Origin of the sequence: Calothrix sp. FACHB-168 (assembly GCF_963889195.1) — a bacterium.
GTDB lineage: Bacteria > Cyanobacteriota > Cyanobacteriia > Cyanobacteriales > Nostocaceae > Aulosira > Aulosira anomala_A.
The window spans coordinates 169,150-188,880 of sequence record NZ_CAWPNJ010000013.1; the positions used below are offsets into that span (position 1 = coordinate 169,150).

Sequence of the window (19,731 nt, forward strand, 5' to 3'; positions counted from 1 at the left end):
AAGCACCAGGGATGAGAGTCCAGCATCCCTATGCTAGTTTTTTCTGGACTCGTTGCGCTACACTCCTACCTTTTTGACTTTATTTTTGTTTTGATTAGAGCGCTATGCAATCAGCAGTTACTCCTGAATCTCAAGCAATGGATGCGCCAAAACAAGGTATACCTGTCACAATTATTACAGGTTTCCTTGGTAGTGGTAAAACTACATTACTTAATCATATCCTGACTAATCAGCAAGGATTAAAAACGGCTGTTTTAGTTAATGAATTTGGTGAAATTGGCATCGATAACGAATTAATTGTTTCCACCGATGAAAACATGGTGGAATTAAGTAATGGTTGTATTTGTTGCACAATTAACAGTGATTTAGTTGATGCCGTTTACAAAGTTCTAGAACGAGAAGAAAAATTAGATTATTTAGTTGTAGAAACAACTGGACTAGCAGATCCATTGCCAGTTGCTTTAACATTTCTCGGTACAGAATTACGAGATTTAACTCGTTTAGATTCAATTATTACCGTAGTAGATGCGGCAAATTACAGCCTAGATTTATTTAATTCTCAAGCAGCATATAGTCAGATTGCCTATGGTGATGTGATTATTCTCAATAAAGTAGATTTAGTTAATGAGACTGCTTTAAATGAATTAGAAAGAAAAATTGGTGAAGTCAAAGAAGATGCGCGAATTCTCCGCACCACTCGTTCAGACGTTCCACTTCCCCTAATTCTTAGCGTTGGTTTGTTTGAGTCTGATAAGTATTTTGATACTGTAGAAGATGAACATGAGCATCACGATCATGACCACGATCATGCTCATGCTCATCACGATCATGACCACGATCATGACCATTCTACCTGCGGTCACGACCACGACCACGATCATTCTACTTGCGGTCATGACCATCACGATCATGACCACGATCATGAGCATCACCACCATCATTCCGACCATTTAGAAAATGATGGATTTACTTCCTTGTCCTTCCAAAGTGACAAGCCATTTTCTATTAGAAAATTCCAATATTTCTTAGATAACCAACTACCCACCGATGTCTTTCGTGCTAAGGGGATTATGTGGTTTGAAGAAAGTCCCAAACGTCATATTTTCCACTTGTGTGGCAAGCGCTTCACAATGGATGATGATGAATGGAAAGGTGAACCTAAGAACCAGCTAGTTTTGATTGGTCAAAATTTAGATAAAGAAGCTTTGTTCCATCAACTAGAAAATTGTGTTTGTCTTCCTTCGGTGAGTCGGGGTAAAGGTTTTGGGAAATAGGGATTGGTGATTTGTCATTAGTCATTAGTCATTAGTCATTTGTGATGAAATTGACTAGTGAAAATGAAAGATGATAAATCACATTTTGTAGGCTGGGCAATGTTCAGCCTACTAATACAGCATATTTCAGGTAAATGAGGTACGCGCTTCGGGGCATGGCAGTGCCAGTGCCCCTACAATCAAAGATCATTTGTACCTCACCAACTAGTACAGGTCGGCGGAAATGAGCATACCATTGTAGTGCGAGCATCTTGCTCGCGTTTGTCAGCGAGCAAGATGCTCGCACTACTCTAGATTATCAAAATGAATTTATAAAATGGTATGGTTATTTACGCCATGCAGCACTAGTAATCTGCTGTAATTAACGAGGTTAGAAATATGAACAGTCAACCAAAACCAAATTTAAATGAGTTAGAACAATTTCAACGACTAGTTTGAATATTGTTATTTTTATTCTTATTTTGCAATTTATTATCTTTACATGCGCGTTATTATCCAAAGAGTTAAATCATCTCAAGTAACTGTTAATGGGGAAATTATCGGCAAAATTGGTCGGGGACTCAACTTACTTGTAGGGATTGCTGATACTGATACCGATGCGGAACTCGACTGGATGGTGCGCAAATGTTTGGAATTGCGGTTGTTTCCCGATGAAAACGGAGGAGATCGCTGGCAAAAATCTGTGCAAGAAATTGGTGGCGAATTACTGGTAATTAGCCAGTTTACGCTTTATGGTGATTGTCGCAAAGGTCGCCGTCCGTCTTTTGATCGGTCGGCTATTCCCTCCTTAGCTCAAGCTTTATATGAAAAATTTGTTACCAAGTTACGTACCAGTAATTTAAAAGTTGAGACTGGCGAATTTGGCGCGATGATGCAAGTTAGCATTGAAAATGATGGCCCGGTAACTTTAATACTAGAAAGAGAAGCTAGTTAAGTGTTTATCCGTAATGCCAGAATCTCCGTAATAGTAAAGATTGCTTGGTTCGCAAATGATGAGAGAATAATATATTAATCATTACAAAACTTTAAGTTCACTCATCATGGCGAAAATCCAATTTTCTAGAGGTATAGACGAAGATGTAGTACCTGATGTCCGCTTAACGCGATCGCGTAGTGGTGAAAGTAGTACTGCAACATTTATCTTTGTAAATCCCAAAGCTTTAGCTCAAACCACTACCGAAGATATCACCGGGATGTACCTGATTGACGAAGAAGGCGAAATCGTTACTCGTGAAGTGAAGGCTAAATTTGTTAACGGGAAGCCAGAAGTATTAGAAGCAATATACCTGATGAAATCTGTTGAAGAATGGGATCGCTTTATGCGCTTCATGGAGCGTTACGCTGAAGAAAACGGTCTAGGATTGAGTAAATCTTAATTAGTAATTAGTAGGGGCGGGTTTATGTGAGATCGTTATGGATATTTGAGGATATCTGTGAACCCGCTCATACATTAGTCATTAACTAAAGACTAAGGACTAATAACTTCTCCTGCAAAACTTAAATTTATGACACAACAACCTCATCCAGATTCAGTGGGAATCGCGGTAAATTGTGCTGTTGTTACTGTTAGCGATACACGTTCTTTAGAAACAGATAAAAGCGGTCAGTTAATTAAGGAATTACTTGTAGCCGCCAATCATGCTGTATTAGCTCACAAAATTATTAAAGATGAGCCAGCACAAATTCAAGCACAGATAAAACTGCTGGGTGAAAGTCCAAATTTAGATGTGGTGATTTTCAACGGTGGCACAGGCATTGCGCCCAGAGATACCACATTTGATGCTATTGAGAAATTATTAGAGAAAACCTTACCCGGATTTGGAGAATTGTTTCGGTTTCTCAGTTATCAAGAAATCGGTTCGCGAGCGATCGCATCTCGCGCTGTTGCTGGTATTTACCAAAATCAATTAATCTTCTCCCTTCCAGGTTCCAGTAATGCAGTCCGGCTGGGAATGGAAAAGCTTATTTTACCAGAACTAGTTCATTTAGTCAAACAAATGAGAGGATAAGGGAAGGGAACGGAAGGAGGACAATTGTAGAGACGCGATTCATCGCGTCTGTGCCCAATGCCCCATGCCCAATGCCCCATGCCCAATGCCCCATGCCCAATGCCCAATGCCCAATGCCCAATGCCCCAAAACAAAAAACCCCACTGTGATGTGGGGAGGGTTGATTTTTATTTCAAATGATTTTGTTAAACAAGTTGCGAATTAAGCGATCGCCATCGTGATTGTAGCTAAGATTGCGGCGATTAAATAAAATACTGCGACCACTTGCAATTCTGACCAACCCGTGAGTTCTAGGTGATGGTGTAAAGGTGCCATTTTCAACAGTCGCTTACCTTTACCATCGGGGCCTTTGGTGGCTTTGTAGTAACTTACTTGCGCCATTACAGAGAGGGTTTCGACGAAGAAGATACCACTGAGAATAAACAGTACCACTAAGCTGTTAGTTAACAATGCTACAGCCGCTAGAGCGCCCCCTAAAGCCAGGGAACCGGTATCTCCCATAAAAACACGGGCTGGGTTGCGGTTATGGGCTAAGAAACCTAAACAAGCGCCGCTTAATGCAGCACAGAAAACCATGAGTCCTGGTGCGGTGGGTGCAACTACAGCAGCGAGTGCTAAAAGTGCGATCGCAACAGTTCCACCTGCTAAACCGTCAATACCATCAGTCAGGTTGGTTGCATTACTTTCTGCGACTAAAGCAAAACCTGCTAAAGGCCAAAAGAGAAATCCTAAAGGAATGGAAACACTAACCAAGGGTAAAGCAATATTTGTGATTCCAGTCGGTTGATTGAACATCAGCCACACACAAAACAAAACTGCAAAACCAATTTGCAAAGCTAGTTTCGTCCGAGGAGATATACCCTTATTTGATTTGCGGCGTAAAATTTGCCAGTCATCTAACCAGCCAATAAACCCATAGCTGAGTGTCAATGCAGAAACAGCTACCACTTCTTTAGCAAAATTAGACAAGATGCAAGCAACTACTACCGCAACAGGAATAAAGAATATTCCCCCCATTGTGGGTGTACCTGCTTTTTTGAGATGGGCTTGGGGGCCATCTTCACGGATAATTTGCCCAGTTTTGAGTGCTTGTAGCAGAGGGATTACCCAAAAGCCCAAAGCTGCTGTTATTAATGCACACAATAATAGGGGCAGGGTTAAAGACATACCCTGCCAAGGCAATCTATTACCCATTGAATCTAAAATCAATGCTCCCCCGCCTAGCCCGATAGCCAAACAAGAAGCGATACCGATTCCAGAAAAGTTTAACCCTTGGTCAGGAGATAGTTTAGCGTCCACGGAAATTTCCCTTCACTCCACACTTACAAAGCTGAACAATAGTGACGATATAAGCCACAAAATTCTCAGCCATAATTAGGCTAGTCATCGGCAATAGCTATATCATCGTCGTCATCAAGATCGTAATCACCGATACCATCTTCTCCACCGAGAAACTCTGATATTTCTTCTTCATCTTCGAGAAAATCAGGTTCGTGAACGTCTCTCGCGATAATCCGACCGCTCGCTTGCAACCAGTCTAAAAGAGAGGTCTCTTGTTTTAAAGGAATCACAGCAGCTCGCTGATTGCGAGGTTCTTCACGTAATGGAGAGTTCAACATAATGGTCTGAGAAACGAGAAAGTCAAGTAGCTAGACAATAAGAGTCTATCACTGGATATGAGTTAATTTAGTTATTAATTCAACTCAAGAGTTGATGAATCCGTAAATCTATCAAAAGACATTTATTTAATGACTTTCTGACAGATGACGGAACCTGATTGACGATCTAGGAAGACCGAATACATTCGATATTTTTATATGTTTGATACTGAATTTCATCCTGATGTTTTTGAGGTAATTGACGATGCTGGGAAAATCGGCTCTCTTAGATGCGATCGCAGGCACTAATCGCGGTTTACTTGCTGGTGACCAACAGAAACAAGCTATCTTAGCAGCGATCGCCACTTTAGAAGATTTCAACCCCACACCACGACCTGTAGAAGCTCCTGAATTGCTTGATGGTAACTGGCGATTAATATACACCACAAGCAAAGCTCTATTAAATCTGGATCGATTACCCTTTTTTAAACTGGGACAAATTTACCAGTACATTCGCGTAGAAAATACTAGCGTTTACAATATAGCCGAGATTTATGGCTTACCTTTTTTAGAAGGTTTAGTCAGCGTTGCAGCCAAATTCGAGCCAGTCTCAGGTCGTCGTGTCCAAGTCAAATTTAATCGAAGTATCATCGGTTGGCAACGGTTATTAGGCTACAATTCGCCAGATAATTTTATCCAACAAATTGAATCTGGTAACAAATTCACAGCGATTGATACTGCGATTAACAGTGATAAACAACAAGGATGGTTAGATATCACTTATTTAGATAACGATCTAAGGATCGGTAGAGGGAACGAGGGTAGTGTGTTTGTACTGAATAAAGTATGAGGTTTTCCTGAAGTGTTATCTGCGAACGACACGAAATTAAACCATTGTCAGATTTTTGTCAAGATGTATTTCATAGTTTTTTAAGAATTGGGCATTGGGCATTGGGCATGGGGCATTGGGCATTGGGCATTGGGCATTGGGGCATTGGGCATTGGGCATTGGGGCATTGGGAGACAAGGAGGACAACTGACAACTGACAACTGACAACTGACAACTAACAACTAACCAACAAGAAAAATAACTTAACAAAGCTTCTGGCTGCGTCCTTCTAGTTGTAGAGTGAAATCAATTAGCCGTTATTATTGGCAATTCATAACTAAAAGGGAAAAAACTCATGGTTCAACGTGGTTCTAAAGTACGTATTCTCCGCCCAGAGTCCTACTGGTTTCAAGATGTCGGCACCGTAGCTTCTGTTGACCAAAGCGGTATCAAGTATTCAGTGATTGTCCGTTTTGAGAAAGTAAACTACTCAGGTGTTAACACCAATAACTTTTCCCCAACCGAATTAGTAGAGATTGCACCACCCCCAGCAGCAAAAGCTAAAAAGTAAGCAGTTGAGCTATCAGGGGATTTTTTCATGGGATGATAGAGAAGGATTCCCAGGTTACAAGCTAACCATTGGAATTTTGGAGGTGTTCACTACCTCCTGCTCTGTTATCCTCTATCCTCAAATAGCAATTTGATTGCTTAATCAGCTTGAATGCCTGAACTGCCTGAAGTTGAAACAGTACGCAGGGGTCTAAATCAGTTGACCCTAAATAAAGAAATTACGGGTGGAGATGTGTTGCTCGATCGCACCATTGCCTACCCGTTTTCTGTTGGTGAGTTTATTCATGGAATTAAAGAAAATACTATTTCTACTTGGCATCGTCGCGGAAAGTATCTCCTAGCCGAATTATCTCCCTTGTCCCCCTTGTCCCCCCCTTCCCCACATTCCCATACCGGCTACCTGGGGGCACATTTGCGGATGACTGGACAATTACTCTGGCTGCATCGAGATGAGCCATTACACAAGCATACACGGGTGCGATTATTTTTTGGGGATCAACAAGAATTGCGCTTTGTTGATCAGCGTACCTTTGGGCAAATGTGGTGGGTTCCGCCAAACGTACCTGTAGAAACTGCAATGACAGGTTTAGCTAAACTGGCGGTAGATCCGTTTTCCCCAGAGTTTACAGTTGATTATCTGGTGCAAAAGCTGCAAAATCGCCGCCGTCCGATTAAAACTGCTTTATTGGATCAATCAGTGGTGGCAGGATTAGGTAATATCTATGCTGATGAAGCACTGTTTAAAAGTGGGATCTTACCAGAAACTCTTTGTACAAATTTAGAGCGATCGCAAATAAAACTTTTGCGTACTGCCATAATTCAAGTATTAGAAGCGAGTATTGCGGCTGGCGGCACGACTTTTAGTAATTTCCTCAATGTTAAAGGTGTTAATGGTAACTATGGCGGTGTAGCGCTAGTATACAATCGCACGGGAGAACCTTGCCGAGTCTGTGGTAATGTGATACAGCGCATCAGGTTAGGAGGGCGTTCGAGTCACTTTTGCCCTGAATGTCAACATTAGTTAAGTTAAACCTTGATATTTAAAGATACCAATGCCAGCTTTTAACCTTTATGTATTGGCACGAGCTAAGATCCTGTATAAAAGGATTTAGAAAATCGAGAGGGGAACTCATGCCAATCAAAAGAGGTGATATGGTTCGCGCTGTTCGAGAAAAGCTAGAAAACAGCTTAGAAGCAAAAGCTAGCGATACTCGCTTTCCTAACTATTTGTTTGACACCAAAGGCGAAATTGTTGATCTCAAAGGGGATTACGCCTTAGTGAAGTTTGGCCAAGTTCCAACACCCAACATTTGGTTACGTGTAGATCAACTAGAAGAATTTAAATAATTCTCTCCCCTCAGACTAATTTTTAGTCTGGGGTTGATCCAGCTAGTAATCGGGACTTAAGTCCTGGATTTTAAAGCACCTTTGTGCTGATAAAAAACTTATAAACCTATTAATCAGGACTTTTGTCCTTTGTTGGAAAACATCTCCTGTGCTGAAAACAAACTCCTCATAATTTATCAACCAAACCACTCATCTATCGTTGAGATAGGTGGTGGAATACTATCTCCGACTATTTAGTCGCTTATATATATGTCTTCTTATCTTGAATCTCCGGCTGTATGTCATTTACCCCGCGTGACTGTTATTGGTGCTGGTAGAGTTGGTAGTACCCTAGCCCAAAGAATTGCTGAAAAAAACCTAGCAGATGTGGTATTGCTAGATATCGTCAAAGGTATGCCTCAAGGCTTGGCGCTGGATTTAATGGAAGCGAGGGGAATTGAAATCCATAATCGTCAAATTATCGGCACTAACGACTATATTCATACATCGGGTTCGGAAATTGTCGTGATTACCGCAGGTATTCCCCGCAAACCCGGTATGAGTAGAGATGATTTACTCAAAACCAATGCCAAGATTGTAGTAGAAGCAGCCAAAAATGCGATCGCTCATTCTCCCAATGCAATTTTAATCGTTGTCACCAATCCTTTAGATGTGATGACTTATTTAGCTTGGCAAGCTAGCGGATTACCACGCGATCGCGTTATGGGTATGGCTGGCGTGTTAGACTCAGCCCGATTTGAAGCCTTTATAGCTTTAGAATTAGGAGTTTTACCCGCCGATGTCAAAGCGATGGTATTGGGTAGTCATGGCGATTTAATGGTTCCCTTACCGCGTTATGCTAACGTCAACGGCATTCCCATTACAGAATTATTAGATGCAGCTACCATTGAACGCTTAGTAGAAAGAACCCGCAATGGCGGTGCGGAAATTGTCGAATTAATGCAGACAGGGGGTGCTTTTTTTGCTCCCGCTTCTGCTGTCAGCGTCATGGTGGAATCGATATTGCTCAATCAGTCGCGATTGTTACCTGTAGCCGCTTATCTGCAAGGTGAATACGGCTTAAATGATGTCTTCATCGGCGTTCCCTGTCGCTTGAGTTGCGGTGGAATTGAGAGAGTATTGGAATTAAACATCACCGACGAAGAAAAAGCTGCTTTACATCTTTCTGCCCAATCTGTACGTCAAAATATTGACCGAGCGCAGGAAATTTTAGCGGCTGTGAGCGTTTAATCAACAAAAATGGAGAAATTTCACAGTTTAGTAAACTCATACTACGCATAAAAGGATAAAGTTGGCGATTCAGAGTAATAGCCCTCGCTGGGGACTTCCAATTTTTTAAATACCCAATAAATAAATTTGTAGTGCGAGCGAGACGCTCGCCGGTGTTCAAAAGCGAGCAAGATGCTCGCACTACGAAATATGGGTAATTTATTTTTTGGAAGTCCCCTGATCCCCCAATCCCGCCGCTACCCTAGAAGGGTGCGGCTAATTGAACAAAGCCTGCAAAGGCAGGCTTGGTACTAATAGCCCCAGGCTTCTAGCCTGTGGGCGGTATATCGGGTAAGCAAGAGAACTATTTGCTTATTCGCAAATGCCGAGTTTCTTTAAAAAAAAGGCAGTAGGATTGAAAACTACTGCCTTATCTGCTATCTACCAAGTTATCGAAGCCTCAACAATCCTATTTAGCTTTAACGGCGGTATTCGTCATCGGCGGGATCGCCATAGGGGTCTTCGCTAGCTGGACGGACATCACCGTAAATGTTCTGGTCTGCGGGGTCGCCGTAGGGGTCTTGACTAGCGGGGATGGCGTTTCCGTAATAGTCTCCCGGATCGCCGTAAGGGTCTTGGCTGGCGGGAATGGCGTTTCCGTAAACGTCTGCGGGGTCGCCGTAGGGGTCTTGACTAGCTGGGATGGCGTTTCCGTAAAAATCTTGGTCTGCGGGGTCACCATAGGGATCTTCACTGGCTGGACGGACATCGCGATCGCGGTATTCGTCATCAGCTTGATTGTCTTTGTTTCCTAAGAACAAATCCCTCGCTCTGCGGAAAAAATCATCTACCACGATCTGTCTCCTTTGTGAATATTGTGGTTTCACCTGCGTGACAGGCGTTATTCTCTCAAGTTGCTTTGCTTACACACAGGTTTGAATTGTTAGGACTTACGCAGTGTCAGATATTTTTCATGCTTTTTGTCAATGGTCAATAGTCCATAGTCCAAAAACGTGAATTTTGACTATTGACTATTGACTTTTGACCACCCTTGTGGGGGTTTTTGTGTTGGGTGGGTAAGTCCTAATTATCTAAAATGCTGGAGCTTCAGTTGCAGAGATACCAGTTAAATCTCTACCTGTAGAGCGCCCGTTATAGCCTTGAAAGTCGCGGTATCTTTGCGCTTCGGATTCAGGGACGCGGATTCCTTCTGATGGTGGAGTTACCCAATGAGCGCGATGTTCAGCGTCGCGGTAGTATACACGCCCATTTTTAGAAAGGTAATATTTACCTTGAGGCCCTTCTTGTTGGGCATTCTGATGCTTGTTGTAGAGGTAGTAAAGTGCTGCTGCTCCTGCCAAAATTGCCACTTTCTGTCCTGTACCTAGCCCCTTCTTAGCTTCGGGTTGGTTTGCGGTGTTGCGATCGCTCACTGTTCTACCAACCGTATCATCAACTGGTGGTGGTACATTCGCAGTTCGGGAACCTCCGCAGCTAGTCAGCACGGGTACTATTAGCAATGCTGACAGACAAATAGCCAGCAGACGCGAAATAAATTTACGCTCTTTGTATGTTGTGTTCATCGTTTTTTATTACCTGCATTTGCTAAAGCCGTGCTGTTGCAAAATACAGAATCAGAATTCCCTAGATTTTTCCTGATGTAGAAAAAATATTGGCTCATTCACAACAGCACAAGTAAAGCGTTTCACTTTTATGTATAGTGATGCAGTTTTGCAAGTATTCCATCTTGCCTTTGAAATAAACCGCATTCATCCTTAAGTAATATGTTGGGATTTAACTGAGTAGCTTTTGGGAGAGGAAAGCGATCGCTATTATTTAGTACATAGATTTTTAATTACTTGCAAGCTGTAAGCTATTCAAAGTCCACAAATCTAGCCGCAAGACTTTTCCAGCACAAATTAATACGACTCAAAACAAGATTACTGTCTATTTTTAGTTGAAAATACTGATATTTGTCTGATAGTTTAGGTAACTTTTCCATGCTTTCTCAGTAGGCATTGTAAAAAATATAAACCTATGATGGTGTAAGTGCGTTAAATAGGCTACATTTCATGGGTATGAAAAATCATAGTGTTTTAGCGGCGAATCCAACGAAAACTCGTTTGCTGCTAGCTTTGTGGGATTTGGGAGGAACGCAGCAAGAGGTAACAAAAGGTTTATTGGCTAAGAGGATTGTACCCAAGGGTAAGAAGGTAGCAGAGTATCAGGGAATCTTTGAGGAATTGCACAAACAAGGTGCGATCGCTATTTCTAAAAAGGGATACTCTTTAGCTTCTCCCAAGGGTTTAGAGGTATTGGGTGAGGGTTTGAAAGATAGCAATTTTAAGTTTGAAGGGACAATTGTTGGTACTTGGGCTGCGAATGCGTTGGTGAAATGGATTAATCAGATAAATGTGGCAGTAGATAGTACATCTGCATTAGTCAAAGGTAAAAGTGCAAAAAATGCGATCGCATCTTACGAAGAGTTTAAGTCAGTGGCGTTGGCAGTCTACGACAAATTGAATTATGAATACAACTTTAATCATCTAGTGCCAATTTATCGGATGAGGAGAGCAATAGGCGATCGCGTAAATCGCACAGAGTTTAATGATTGGCTATTGGAAATGCAAGCCGATGATATTTTCCAACTTCAGGGCGGAACTGTAGAAGATAATGCACGTGACAAAATTGAAGATTCCATTACTACAGAACTTAGTGGATTACGCTGCTACGCCAAGCTTTTAACACCTTAATTTTTATTCCGACTCTTCACTCATTAATCTTACTGCCACCATAATGATTACCCATACATCTGATATTGATGAATTGATTAAAAAACACAACCCATTTGCAGGGCATTTTATTGTTAAATCCCAGCAAATATGGGGTAAGAGTTTTCCTGATGTACCCTCAATTAATGCTCATGCTTCTAATGCAGTATTTGATGCAGTTGAAAAAATTCGTCAAGGGCAGCGTACAACTGTAGGTATCACGATTACAGCAGAAAAAGGGCTAGGTAAAAGCCATATTATTAGTCGAGTTCGCCATCGCTTACAGACTGAAGGTGATAGTTTATTTATTTACATGAATAAATATGACAACTTAAATCAAATTAAATATGAATTTCTCCAAAATGTTGCCTCTAGCTTAAGAGCATTTGGTAATCAAGATGTGATGCAGTGGCAAGAAATTGCTGCGGCTTTAATTAACGAAGTCAAGCAATGGGATTACACACCACAAAAGTATATTACCCAATATCCAACTTGGTTAAGAAAATTCTCACATAAATTTGTTGAACAATTGGCAAAACTCGTTCACTCATTAATACCTGAACTGACAAATCCTTACATTATTCAGGCAATTTTATGGACACTTTCTCCAGTCCATGTTAATTATGCAAACTGCTGGCTAGCAGGTTTAGAAATAACCCCAGAAGATGCAAGAGTGATGGGTTTACCAAATCTAAATAAAGAAGATAGAGAAACTGAATCATTACGCAATGTGCGTCAGATTATTAATATTACTAGTCGTTATAAAATTCCTGTGTTTTGCTTTGATGAATTAGATAACGCCGATGTTGCAGATAATGGCTTAACAACAGCACAAGTTATTGGCAGTTTAGTTAAGGATCTTTACAATAATCTTAATAAAGGTATATTCCTACTGACAATGTATCCAGAAACTTGGAATGACCAAATTAGATTTTTGCCACAAGCTGAAGCTGCAATTGATAGATTAGTCAGCGAAAATGCCAATAGACAACCAATAGATTTAAAATATCTCAATGCAGATGACATTATTGCTCTTACTCAAAAATGGTTACAAAATTTTTATCAGCAATATCAAATAAATCCTCCTCATAGTCTTTACCCATTTGATGAAACAAAACTTAGAAGTATGGGTAGAGACAAACCTACGAGTAGAGTAGTTTTAAATTGGTGTGCAGAAAATTTTGTACCTATTGGCGATTCTAAAAAAAATTCGCCAGTTCAAGAATATTTTGATAATGAATTAGCAAATGTAGAAGCTTCTATAACTTCATTAATACACAAAGAAGTGGAAATTGCTGATGCTCTCAGGCTTGCTTTCAAAAGTTTAATAGGTAAAATTTTAGAGGGAATTAAAATTGAATTAATTTCTGAAATAGAGCCTAGTGCAGCAAATAATGGCTTTATGGATTTTAAAATTATTGGTAATAACGGAACAGTGAGAATTGGACTAGATGTAGTTCAGCAAGACCGTCATGTTATCAGTGCTGCTTTAGGAAGATTAATTGATTACAAAAGGTTTAACATAACTCGCGGTTGTTTAGTGCGTTCAAAAACAATTAGTACCAATGCAGTATTAGCTAGAAATCATTTGAGAAAACTTTTGCAAGAACAAGGTGGAGAATGGGTAAGCTTACAAAGCCAAGATATTAAACCTTTATTGGCGATATTATTTGTTTACTATAACCGTGAGAGCTACGAATTGACAGAAGAAGAGATTTTTGACTTTATTGAGCAAAGGCAACTAGCAATAAATAACCCTTTAATTCGAGAAATACTCAGCGATCCATCTGGACAGGAACCTACTAATTTAACTGATGATGGTTTACCTCTTAGTATTCCTCAAAGCGTTGCTACTGCCGATAATGTCGAACTAGCACTATAGATAAATAATAATGAATCAGCTGTTTGCACTACCAACAGCATTGTGTCTACCCGTCCCTGATATTGAAGCATTAATACAGGGGCGGACAATTGCCGCAATGCCCAACATGTTTATTCGTCCTGGGCAAAGATTTGCTCTTTACCCAGCCAATTTTTTACATACTTCATTATCACTTGAGCAATACTACCACTCAGGTGTATTACCAATAGCTAAAACAGCTACTCTCAATGCAGATAATTCTCAAAAAGTTGTAATTAAAGCTTGGGCTAAATGTGAACTGTGCCAAATTTTAGATGAAACTAAGCCATTAGATATTTTATCTCAGTTAACAATATGGACACCTGAAAGACTAAAAGAGATTCTCCGACAACAGGAATATATTTTCTTAACTTACTTGCGTGTTTATCAATTACCCGATGCGCAAGAAGTATCAGCTAATAACCTAGTTCAAGACAAACTAGGAAAACTTATTAGTGTACCTGCTTCTCTGACTGGTTCTGAGGCAAATCCTATATTAAGCGATCGCACTTTCGCTCAACGCAAACGCCAGTTAGAAAATTTAGACCCACCTCAGTATCCTGAATTGGAAGAGTTGGAGAGTTCATTAGCCTTGTTTAGTATGAATAATCCAACTGCTAAAGAATTAGATAATGATATCAAAGTATTTTTAGGTTGGAGTAGTAATAAATTAATTAAGCAATCCGATCCTGATTTATCTTGGATAAATGATATTGCAGCATTAGGCGATCGCAGTCTTGAAAAAGACGAGGGTAAAAGTAACTATCAAGCTGGTACAGACTTTGAAAATATCGCACGTCGTAGCCTGGATTTTTTAGGATTTAAGGTTGAAGAAAACTACAAAGGTGGTGCAGGTGGCTTAGATTTATTTTGCTCAAAACCTTATCCTCTTGTTTGCGAGTGTAAAGCAGGTAAAAGCATTCCCGATCGCGCAGTAGAAGAATTAGATAGGATTGGTAAAAGACATCTTAAAGAAAATTATCTGCAAGCGGTGCGGTTGATTATCGGCCCAGGTCAACCCACAAAAAACCTCAAAGAATCTGCTGCAATATCTAAAATTAGTATTATCAATGTCATGACTCTGCAAAAACTAGTTGAATTCAAAGCCAAATATCCAGGTGCAATTAATTTAATTGAATTACAGCAATATTTAGAACCTGGGCAAATTGACTATAAAATTGATGAATATATTGAAAAAGCTGAGAAACAGATTAAATTGCGATCGCATATTATAAAAATATTAAAAAATTATTTGGAAGTTAGTCAATACGAACGTGCTGGAGTTGAAGCAATTCATGCAGCTTACATAACATCTCATCCCCCTCAAGCATTAGAATCCAGAGAACTTTATGACATTCTGATTGAATTATCATCGCCCTTAACAGGCTATTTAGGACGAGTTAAAGGAGAAGATTCAAGACGCGATCGCTTTTACTACCTTCGCGACTTACCCCTTTAATCCAATACGCTTCAGTTAAGGATAAATGTAGGTTGGGTTGAACGAAGTGAAACCCAACAAATCGCCGAAAATGTTGGGTTACCCTGCGGGAAGCCGCTCCGCGTCTACGTTCCTCAACCCAACCTACGCGACTTACCCCTTTAATTCTCTTACCTTCGCGTTCTTTGCGCTTACCCTGCGGGAACGACTTCGTCGAATGTGGTTCGTTAAAAAATACGCTCCTCTGGCGATAAAGTCCGTTCTGGAAAAATTCGCCTTCCACGTGCAGTTTGTTTTGCTGTGGATTGCGTCATAATCTCAATTTTTGCTACTTCCTGATTTTTATTTTACGGAAATAAAATCCTTAATACTTTCCCTAGAGTACGCATCACCAACTTACCCATACTTTTATCCTACATTGGCGTACTTGGCGCACTTGGCGGTGCATTTCCAACAGTCATTACTGTCGCTTCAGTTAAGTTAACAATAAAATTAATGCTAATCGACCCATCACCCCACATCCTCTATTACCTAAACTCCTGATAAACTAACCAAACTCACACGCTGCCAAAATTTCCCTATGGCTAAAAAATTAGCATTTATCACCATACATGGCATGGGAGAAACGGAGAAAGACTATTACCATATTCTCAAACAATCTCTAGAAAAAGCTTTAGGCAAAGATATTTGGGCTACAGTTCATTTAGAACCAATTTACTATCATTCTGATTTGCAAGAGTACCAATATAACGTTTGGGAAAAGATGCGTCAACGTGCGCCTCTGTCTTGGCAAGATTTGCGCAAATTTATGTTATTTGGGTTTAGCGATGCATCTGCCTTAGAACATCGAGCCACAGATGATGGTAGTGTATACAAAAAAATTCAAAAATCGATTATTTATTCCTTAAAAATTGCGAGAAATCAATTCTCTACAAATGATGTACCTATCATTATTTTAGCTCATTCTTTAGGTTGCCAAGTTATTTCTAATTATCTTTGGGATAGTCAGAAAAATAAAGGAATTTGGCAGCAAGGTAGCCCCGATTATCCTGTATTTCCTCCAGAACAAGAAGATTTTTTAAAGTTGAAATATCTCCGCTATTTGTTTACCACTGGCTGTAATATACCCTTATTCGTAGCAGGATTTGCAGATATTGTGGCAATTTCTAAGCCAAATCCTGATTTTAAATGGTTTAATTATTACGATAAAGATGATGTTTTAGGCTGGCCTTTAAAACCTTTATCGCCTTCTTATGATTTAGTAGTGGATAAAGATATAGAGATTGATTCCGGAAATCTTTGGCAATCGTGGAATCCGCAAAGCCATGATGGTTACTGGTCTGATGAAGAGTTTATTGAACATTTATCGCAAATTATTAAGCGTTTAAGTAGTTGAGAGGAAAAGGCAGATGGCAGACAAAGGAGACAATTGTAGAGACGCGATTCATCGCGTCTCTGCCCAATGCCCAATGCCCAATGCCCAATGCCCAATGCCCAATGCCCAATGCCCAATGCCCAATGCCCAATGCCCAATGCCCAATGTGCCATGCCCAATGCCCAATGCCCCATACCCCATACCCAATGTGCCATGCCCAAAGACATAGCTTTTTTGATACTATAAAAACTCTCACTCGTTAAATTAACGAATAGATGTATGAGCAAAGGCACATTGTTCGATAAAGTTTGGGGCTTACATACCGTCGGCACGCTTCCATCAGGGCTAACGCAGCTATTCATCGGGCTTCACCTTATCCATGAAGTCACCAGTCCCCAGGCCTTTGCTATGCTACGGGAACGGGGTTTGAAAGTACTGTTTCCCCAACGCACGATCGCCACGGTAGATCACATTGTACCTACGGATAATCAAGCGCGTCCTTTTGTCGATACGATGGCAGAGGAAATGATTCAGGCGCTAGAGCAGAACTGTCAGGAAAATGGCATAACTTTTTATAATATCGGTTCTGGCAGTCAAGGTATTGTTCACGTTATCGCGCCAGAACAAGGGCTGACACAGCCGGGAATGACGATCGCTTGTGGTGATAGTCATACTTCTAGTCATGGTGCATTTGGGGCGATCGCATTTGGTATCGGTACTAGTCAAGTACGTGATGTTCTCGCTTCCCAAACCCTAGCTTTATCTAAATTAAAAGTCCGCAAAATCGAAGTTAACGGTACTCTCAACCCTGGCGTTTACGCTAAAGATGTGATTTTGCATATCATCCGCACATTGGGTGTAAAAGGTGGTGTAGGTTACGCCTACGAATTCGCAGGTACCACCTTTGAGCAAATGAACATGGAAGAGAGGATGACTGTCTGCAATATGGCGATTGAAGGCGGCGCGCGTTGTGGCTACGTCAACCCCGATCAAATTACTTATGATTACCTCAAAGGTAGAGATTTCGCACCTAAAGGCGCAGATTGGGATCAAGCAGTAGCTTGGTGGGAATCCATCAAGAGTGATGCTGATGCTGAATACGACGATGTTGTAGTATTTGACGCTGCGGAAATTCCCCCGACAGTTACCTGGGGAATCACCCCCGGTCAAGGTATTGGCGTTAACCAGTTCATACCCAAACCCGACGAACTCCCAGAAGAAGACCGCTTTGTTGCGGAAGAAGCTTACAGTTACATGGATTTATTTCCCGGTCAACCAATCAAAGGCACAAAAATTGATGTCTGCTTTATTGGTAGCTGTACTAACGGGAGAATTAGCGACTTACGGGAAGCGGCGAAAATTGCCCAAGGTCGCCATGTAGCTGAGGGAGTCAAAGCTTTTGTAGTTCCAGGTTCCGAAAGAGTCAAAAAAGAAGCCGAAGCCGAAGGATTAGACAAAATCTTTCAAGCAGCCGGGTTTGAATGGCGCGAACCAGGATGTTCTATGTGTTTAGCCATGAACCCAGACAAACTACAAGGAAGACAAATCAGCGCTTCCTCCTCCAACCGCAACTTTAAAGGAAGACAAGGTTCAGCTTCCGGTCGCACATTACTAATGAGTCCGGCGATGGTGGCGACTGCGGCGATTAAAGGTGAAGTCGCAGATGTGCGGGATTTGTTGACGGTTGACGGTTGACTGTTTCCCAATGTCCATTTTTATACATGGTGATGAAATGTTGTCATTGGGAATGTCTTGATCTGCGGTTCGGATATCCTTTGAGGTAATAGGTAAAATTTATGGTCAGTGAAGTTAAAACAGTCTCCGGTCGCGGTGTACCTTTAATAGGCGATGATATCGATACCGATCGCATTATTCCAGCGCGTTATTTAAAAGCCATTACCTTTGATGGTTTAGGCGAAGGCGCATTTATTGACGATCGCACGGCGCTAAAAGGCGAACATCCCTTCGATCAGCCACAATACCAAGGCGCGAGTATTTTAATCGTTAACCGCAACTTTGGCTGTGGTTCCTCACGGGAACACGCACCCCAAGCATTAGCAAAATGGGGAATTAAAGCTTTAGTTGGTGAAAGCTTCGCGGAAATCTTTTTCGGTAACTGCGTGGCGATGGGTATTCCTTGTGTAACTGCTGATAGTGCGACTGTCAAAAAGCTACAGGAATTAGTCACCGCTAATCCTCAAGCTGCTGTCACCATTAATTTGGAAACTTTACAAGTGCAAATTGGCGATTACACGACTTCAGTATCTATCAATGAAGGTACGCGAACTACCTTTACTGCTGGAACTTGGGACGCTTGCGGACAGTTGGTAGCGAACGCCGATCAAGTTCGGGCGACTGCGGCGAAGTTACCCTATGTAGCATGGGGTAATTTAGCTGCAAGTTAGGGGAGTAGGAAATATCGCCAACCCGATATACCGCCCACAGGCTGGAAGCCTGGGGCTATCTATACAAAGCCCACCTCCGTGGGCTGAATTCTTTAGCCCACGAAGGTGGGCTTTGTTCGATTAGCCGCACCCTTATAGGGTGACGGCGGTATTTCGGGATTAGCAGAGTATTCTACAGCACTAGAGGTTGAACTGTCATATCCTTGAGGGTAATGGTAAAGTTACGCTGTTCTGCTGTCGCAATGAAGGAAATCACCGCTTCACAAGCCACAGCAACGGTTAACATGACCAAGTTTCGCGCTAAGGGATAATCACAGATATCATCATTGACATCAGAAGGAACGCGGTAAACGTCATTCCAAATCACTTCTGCATAATCTGCTGATAGTCCAGCATGAAGACAGGGAATATGACATTGCGCGGCATAATCTTTGACTGCTTGACGGGCGATACTATTATCAAAAGCATCAATAACTAGCTGACTATCTTTGAGGAGTTGATTTGTATTTGCTGGTGTCAACTCTTTTGTTTTGCTATCAATTTTAGTACCAATGGCGCGATATAAATTATTTGCTAAAATTTTGGCTTTAAATGCGCCTACATCGGAACGGTAATAAGGTTGAGTGGAAAGATTACGTTCCTCAATGCGATCGCAATCTATTACTGTCAGTTTATCAAAACCAGACCGAGCTAAGTTTTCTGTAATGTTAGCGCCTAACGCGCCAGCACCACAGATAGTAACAGGATAATCCTTCAGCTTTTTCATTACAGCATTGCTGCGGTAAAGCTGTTCGTGAAAAAAGATAGACATAATTCGTAATTCGTAATTCGTAATTCGTAATTGAGTTTTTGGACAGAACTAAACATAAAATGCCGATTTATATTTATCTTTTACCTTCTGCCTTCTAGCTTGAAAAATAGCTTAGGGCGGAGGTAGGCAGCAAGATATGTTGCTGTAGTTGGAAAAATTCGCTCTTCAGCAAGTAATTAACATCACTAGTAGTTG

General features: G+C 41.1%; 22 protein-coding genes. 16 read left to right on the top strand and 6 right to left on the bottom strand.

Annotation, left to right across the window (positions count from 1 at the left end; genetic code table 11):
- The first annotated feature begins 104 nt into the window (after positions 1-104).
- The 4 genes from AACW45_RS07160 (at position 105) to AACW45_RS07175 (ending at position 3,283) form a co-directional block, all read left to right on the top strand.
- Entirely contained in the window at positions 105-1,274 is a 1,170-nt protein-coding gene (locus tag AACW45_RS07160) for a CobW family GTP-binding protein (protein WP_190632377.1), read from the top strand.
- 481 nt (positions 1,275-1,755) lie between these two features.
- Positions 1,756-2,208: a D-aminoacyl-tRNA deacylase gene (gene dtd / locus AACW45_RS07165; RefSeq protein ID WP_190632378.1), complete on the top strand. Its 453-nt coding sequence runs from the start codon at positions 1,756-1,758 to the stop codon at positions 2,206-2,208.
- 106 nt (positions 2,209-2,314) lie between these two features.
- On the top strand, positions 2,315-2,650 hold the full coding sequence (gene psb28 / locus AACW45_RS07170) for a photosystem II reaction center protein Psb28 (protein ID WP_190632379.1): 336 nt from the start codon (positions 2,315-2,317) through the stop codon (positions 2,648-2,650).
- A 129-nt stretch (positions 2,651-2,779) separates the two neighbouring features.
- The gene (locus AACW45_RS07175) at positions 2,780-3,283 is read left to right on the top strand and encodes a MogA/MoaB family molybdenum cofactor biosynthesis protein (RefSeq protein WP_190632380.1); all 504 of its coding nucleotides are present in this window, start codon (positions 2,780-2,782) and stop codon (positions 3,281-3,283) included.
- A gap of 201 nt (positions 3,284-3,484) precedes the next feature.
- On the opposite strand, the gene mraY is transcribed toward AACW45_RS07175, so the two are convergent.
- Both mraY and AACW45_RS07185 read right to left on the bottom strand, forming a co-directional pair.
- Positions 3,485-4,582 (bottom strand): phospho-N-acetylmuramoyl-pentapeptide-transferase, encoded by a 1,098-nt coding sequence (mraY, locus tag AACW45_RS07180; protein WP_190632382.1) that lies wholly within the window; start codon positions 4,580-4,582, stop codon positions 3,485-3,487.
- An 80-nt stretch (positions 4,583-4,662) separates the two neighbouring features.
- Positions 4,663-4,902 (bottom strand): DUF3134 domain-containing protein, encoded by a 240-nt coding sequence (locus tag AACW45_RS07185; protein ID WP_190549169.1) that lies wholly within the window; start codon positions 4,900-4,902, stop codon positions 4,663-4,665.
- Positions 4,903-5,146: 244 nt separating this feature from the next.
- Here AACW45_RS07185 and AACW45_RS07190 point away from each other — a divergent pair, with 244 nt between their 5' ends.
- Positions 5,147-5,731, top strand: coding sequence for a PAP/fibrillin family protein (locus AACW45_RS07190; RefSeq protein ID WP_096644369.1), 585 nt, complete (start codon positions 5,147-5,149; stop codon positions 5,729-5,731).
- A gap of 36 nt (positions 5,732-5,767) precedes the next feature.
- On the opposite strand, the gene AACW45_RS07195 is transcribed toward AACW45_RS07190, so the two are convergent.
- Positions 5,768-5,890: a hypothetical protein gene (locus tag AACW45_RS07195; RefSeq protein ID WP_277880326.1), complete on the bottom strand. Its 123-nt coding sequence runs from the start codon at positions 5,888-5,890 to the stop codon at positions 5,768-5,770.
- 175 nt (positions 5,891-6,065) lie between these two features.
- Here AACW45_RS07195 and AACW45_RS07200 point away from each other — a divergent pair, with 175 nt between their 5' ends.
- From AACW45_RS07200 to mdh, 4 genes are all read left to right on the top strand, one after another.
- Complete coding sequence (locus tag AACW45_RS07200; RefSeq protein ID WP_190632383.1) at positions 6,066-6,281, top strand: photosystem I reaction center subunit IV; 216 nt, start codon at positions 6,066-6,068, stop codon at positions 6,279-6,281.
- A 150-nt stretch (positions 6,282-6,431) separates the two neighbouring features.
- A complete protein-coding gene (locus AACW45_RS07205; protein WP_190632384.1) occupies positions 6,432-7,301 on the top strand; it encodes a DNA-formamidopyrimidine glycosylase in 870 nt (289 codons plus the stop codon).
- Positions 7,302-7,411: 110 nt separating this feature from the next.
- A complete protein-coding gene (locus AACW45_RS07210) occupies positions 7,412-7,627 on the top strand; it encodes an NAD(P)H-quinone oxidoreductase subunit O (protein ID WP_190632385.1) in 216 nt (71 codons plus the stop codon).
- Between the two features lie 249 nt (positions 7,628-7,876).
- Positions 7,877-8,857: a malate dehydrogenase gene (gene mdh, locus AACW45_RS07215; protein WP_190632386.1), complete on the top strand. Its 981-nt coding sequence runs from the start codon at positions 7,877-7,879 to the stop codon at positions 8,855-8,857.
- A gap of 458 nt (positions 8,858-9,315) precedes the next feature.
- Here the strand turns inward: mdh and AACW45_RS07220 are convergent, their stop codons facing one another.
- Positions 9,316-9,690: a translation initiation factor gene (locus AACW45_RS07220; RefSeq protein ID WP_190632387.1), complete on the bottom strand. Its 375-nt coding sequence runs from the start codon at positions 9,688-9,690 to the stop codon at positions 9,316-9,318.
- A gap of 237 nt (positions 9,691-9,927) precedes the next feature.
- Positions 9,928-10,419 (bottom strand): hypothetical protein, encoded by a 492-nt coding sequence (locus AACW45_RS07225; RefSeq protein WP_190632388.1) that lies wholly within the window; start codon positions 10,417-10,419, stop codon positions 9,928-9,930.
- A gap of 495 nt (positions 10,420-10,914) precedes the next feature.
- Between AACW45_RS07225 and AACW45_RS07230 the strand changes: the two genes are divergently transcribed.
- The 7 genes from AACW45_RS07230 (at position 10,915) to leuD (ending at position 18,725) form a co-directional block, all read left to right on the top strand.
- A complete protein-coding gene (locus AACW45_RS07230) occupies positions 10,915-11,589 on the top strand; it encodes a hypothetical protein (RefSeq protein ID WP_373462094.1) in 675 nt (224 codons plus the stop codon).
- 43 nt (positions 11,590-11,632) lie between these two features.
- Positions 11,633-13,489, top strand: coding sequence for a hypothetical protein (locus AACW45_RS07235; protein WP_190632390.1), 1,857 nt, complete (start codon positions 11,633-11,635; stop codon positions 13,487-13,489).
- A 10-nt stretch (positions 13,490-13,499) separates the two neighbouring features.
- Positions 13,500-14,966: a DUF1802 family protein gene (locus AACW45_RS07240; protein ID WP_190632391.1), complete on the top strand. Its 1,467-nt coding sequence runs from the start codon at positions 13,500-13,502 to the stop codon at positions 14,964-14,966.
- Between the two features lie 559 nt (positions 14,967-15,525).
- Positions 15,526-16,341, top strand: a complete 816-nt coding sequence (locus AACW45_RS07245; protein ID WP_190632392.1) for a hypothetical protein — start codon at positions 15,526-15,528, stop codon at positions 16,339-16,341.
- An 87-nt stretch (positions 16,342-16,428) separates the two neighbouring features.
- Positions 16,429-16,566, top strand: a complete 138-nt coding sequence (locus AACW45_RS07250; protein WP_190632393.1) for a hypothetical protein — start codon at positions 16,429-16,431, stop codon at positions 16,564-16,566.
- 33 nt (positions 16,567-16,599) lie between these two features.
- Positions 16,600-18,015 carry a 3-isopropylmalate dehydratase large subunit gene (gene leuC, locus AACW45_RS07255; RefSeq protein WP_190632394.1) on the top strand — a complete coding sequence of 472 codons (1,416 nt, stop codon included), beginning with the start codon at positions 16,600-16,602 and terminating at the stop codon, positions 18,013-18,015.
- Between the two features lie 101 nt (positions 18,016-18,116).
- A complete protein-coding gene (gene leuD, locus AACW45_RS07260; RefSeq protein ID WP_190632395.1) occupies positions 18,117-18,725 on the top strand; it encodes a 3-isopropylmalate dehydratase small subunit in 609 nt (202 codons plus the stop codon).
- 172 nt (positions 18,726-18,897) lie between these two features.
- On the opposite strand, the gene AACW45_RS07265 is transcribed toward leuD, so the two are convergent.
- A complete protein-coding gene (locus tag AACW45_RS07265) occupies positions 18,898-19,536 on the bottom strand; it encodes a HesA/MoeB/ThiF family protein (RefSeq protein ID WP_190632396.1) in 639 nt (212 codons plus the stop codon).
- Between the last annotated feature and the right edge of the window lie 195 nt (positions 19,537-19,731).

Coding starts and splice junctions, on each gene's coding strand:
- dtd (WP_190632378.1), top strand. CDS start 1,756: ATGCGCGTTATTATCCAAAGAGTTAAATCATCTCAAGTAACTGTTAAT.
- AACW45_RS07245 (WP_190632392.1), top strand. CDS start 15,526: ATGGCTAAAAAATTAGCATTTATCACCATACATGGCATGGGAGAAACG.
- AACW45_RS07205 (WP_190632384.1), top strand. CDS start 6,432: ATGCCTGAACTGCCTGAAGTTGAAACAGTACGCAGGGGTCTAAATCAG.
- AACW45_RS07190 (WP_096644369.1), top strand. CDS start 5,147: ATGCTGGGAAAATCGGCTCTCTTAGATGCGATCGCAGGCACTAATCGC.
- AACW45_RS07235 (WP_190632390.1), top strand. CDS start 11,633: ATGATTACCCATACATCTGATATTGATGAATTGATTAAAAAACACAAC.
- AACW45_RS07225 (WP_190632388.1), bottom strand. CDS start 10,419: ATGAACACAACATACAAAGAGCGTAAATTTATTTCGCGTCTGCTGGCT.
- leuC (WP_190632394.1), top strand. CDS start 16,600: ATGAGCAAAGGCACATTGTTCGATAAAGTTTGGGGCTTACATACCGTC.
- mdh (WP_190632386.1), top strand. CDS start 7,877: ATGTCTTCTTATCTTGAATCTCCGGCTGTATGTCATTTACCCCGCGTG.
- AACW45_RS07210 (WP_190632385.1), top strand. CDS start 7,412: ATGCCAATCAAAAGAGGTGATATGGTTCGCGCTGTTCGAGAAAAGCTA.
- leuD (WP_190632395.1), top strand. CDS start 18,117: ATGGTCAGTGAAGTTAAAACAGTCTCCGGTCGCGGTGTACCTTTAATA.
- AACW45_RS07160 (WP_190632377.1), top strand. CDS start 105: ATGCAATCAGCAGTTACTCCTGAATCTCAAGCAATGGATGCGCCAAAA.
- AACW45_RS07185 (WP_190549169.1), bottom strand. CDS start 4,902: ATGTTGAACTCTCCATTACGTGAAGAACCTCGCAATCAGCGAGCTGCT.
- AACW45_RS07250 (WP_190632393.1), top strand. CDS start 16,429: ATGCCCAATGCCCAATGCCCAATGCCCAATGCCCAATGCCCAATGCCC.
- psb28 (WP_190632379.1), top strand. CDS start 2,315: ATGGCGAAAATCCAATTTTCTAGAGGTATAGACGAAGATGTAGTACCT.
- AACW45_RS07230 (WP_373462094.1), top strand. CDS start 10,915: ATGAAAAATCATAGTGTTTTAGCGGCGAATCCAACGAAAACTCGTTTG.
- AACW45_RS07265 (WP_190632396.1), bottom strand. CDS start 19,536: ATGTCTATCTTTTTTCACGAACAGCTTTACCGCAGCAATGCTGTAATG.
- AACW45_RS07200 (WP_190632383.1), top strand. CDS start 6,066: ATGGTTCAACGTGGTTCTAAAGTACGTATTCTCCGCCCAGAGTCCTAC.
- AACW45_RS07175 (WP_190632380.1), top strand. CDS start 2,780: ATGACACAACAACCTCATCCAGATTCAGTGGGAATCGCGGTAAATTGT.
- AACW45_RS07240 (WP_190632391.1), top strand. CDS start 13,500: ATGAATCAGCTGTTTGCACTACCAACAGCATTGTGTCTACCCGTCCCT.
- AACW45_RS07195 (WP_277880326.1), bottom strand. CDS start 5,890: ATGCCCAATGCCCAATGCCCCAATGCCCAATGCCCAATGCCCAATGCC.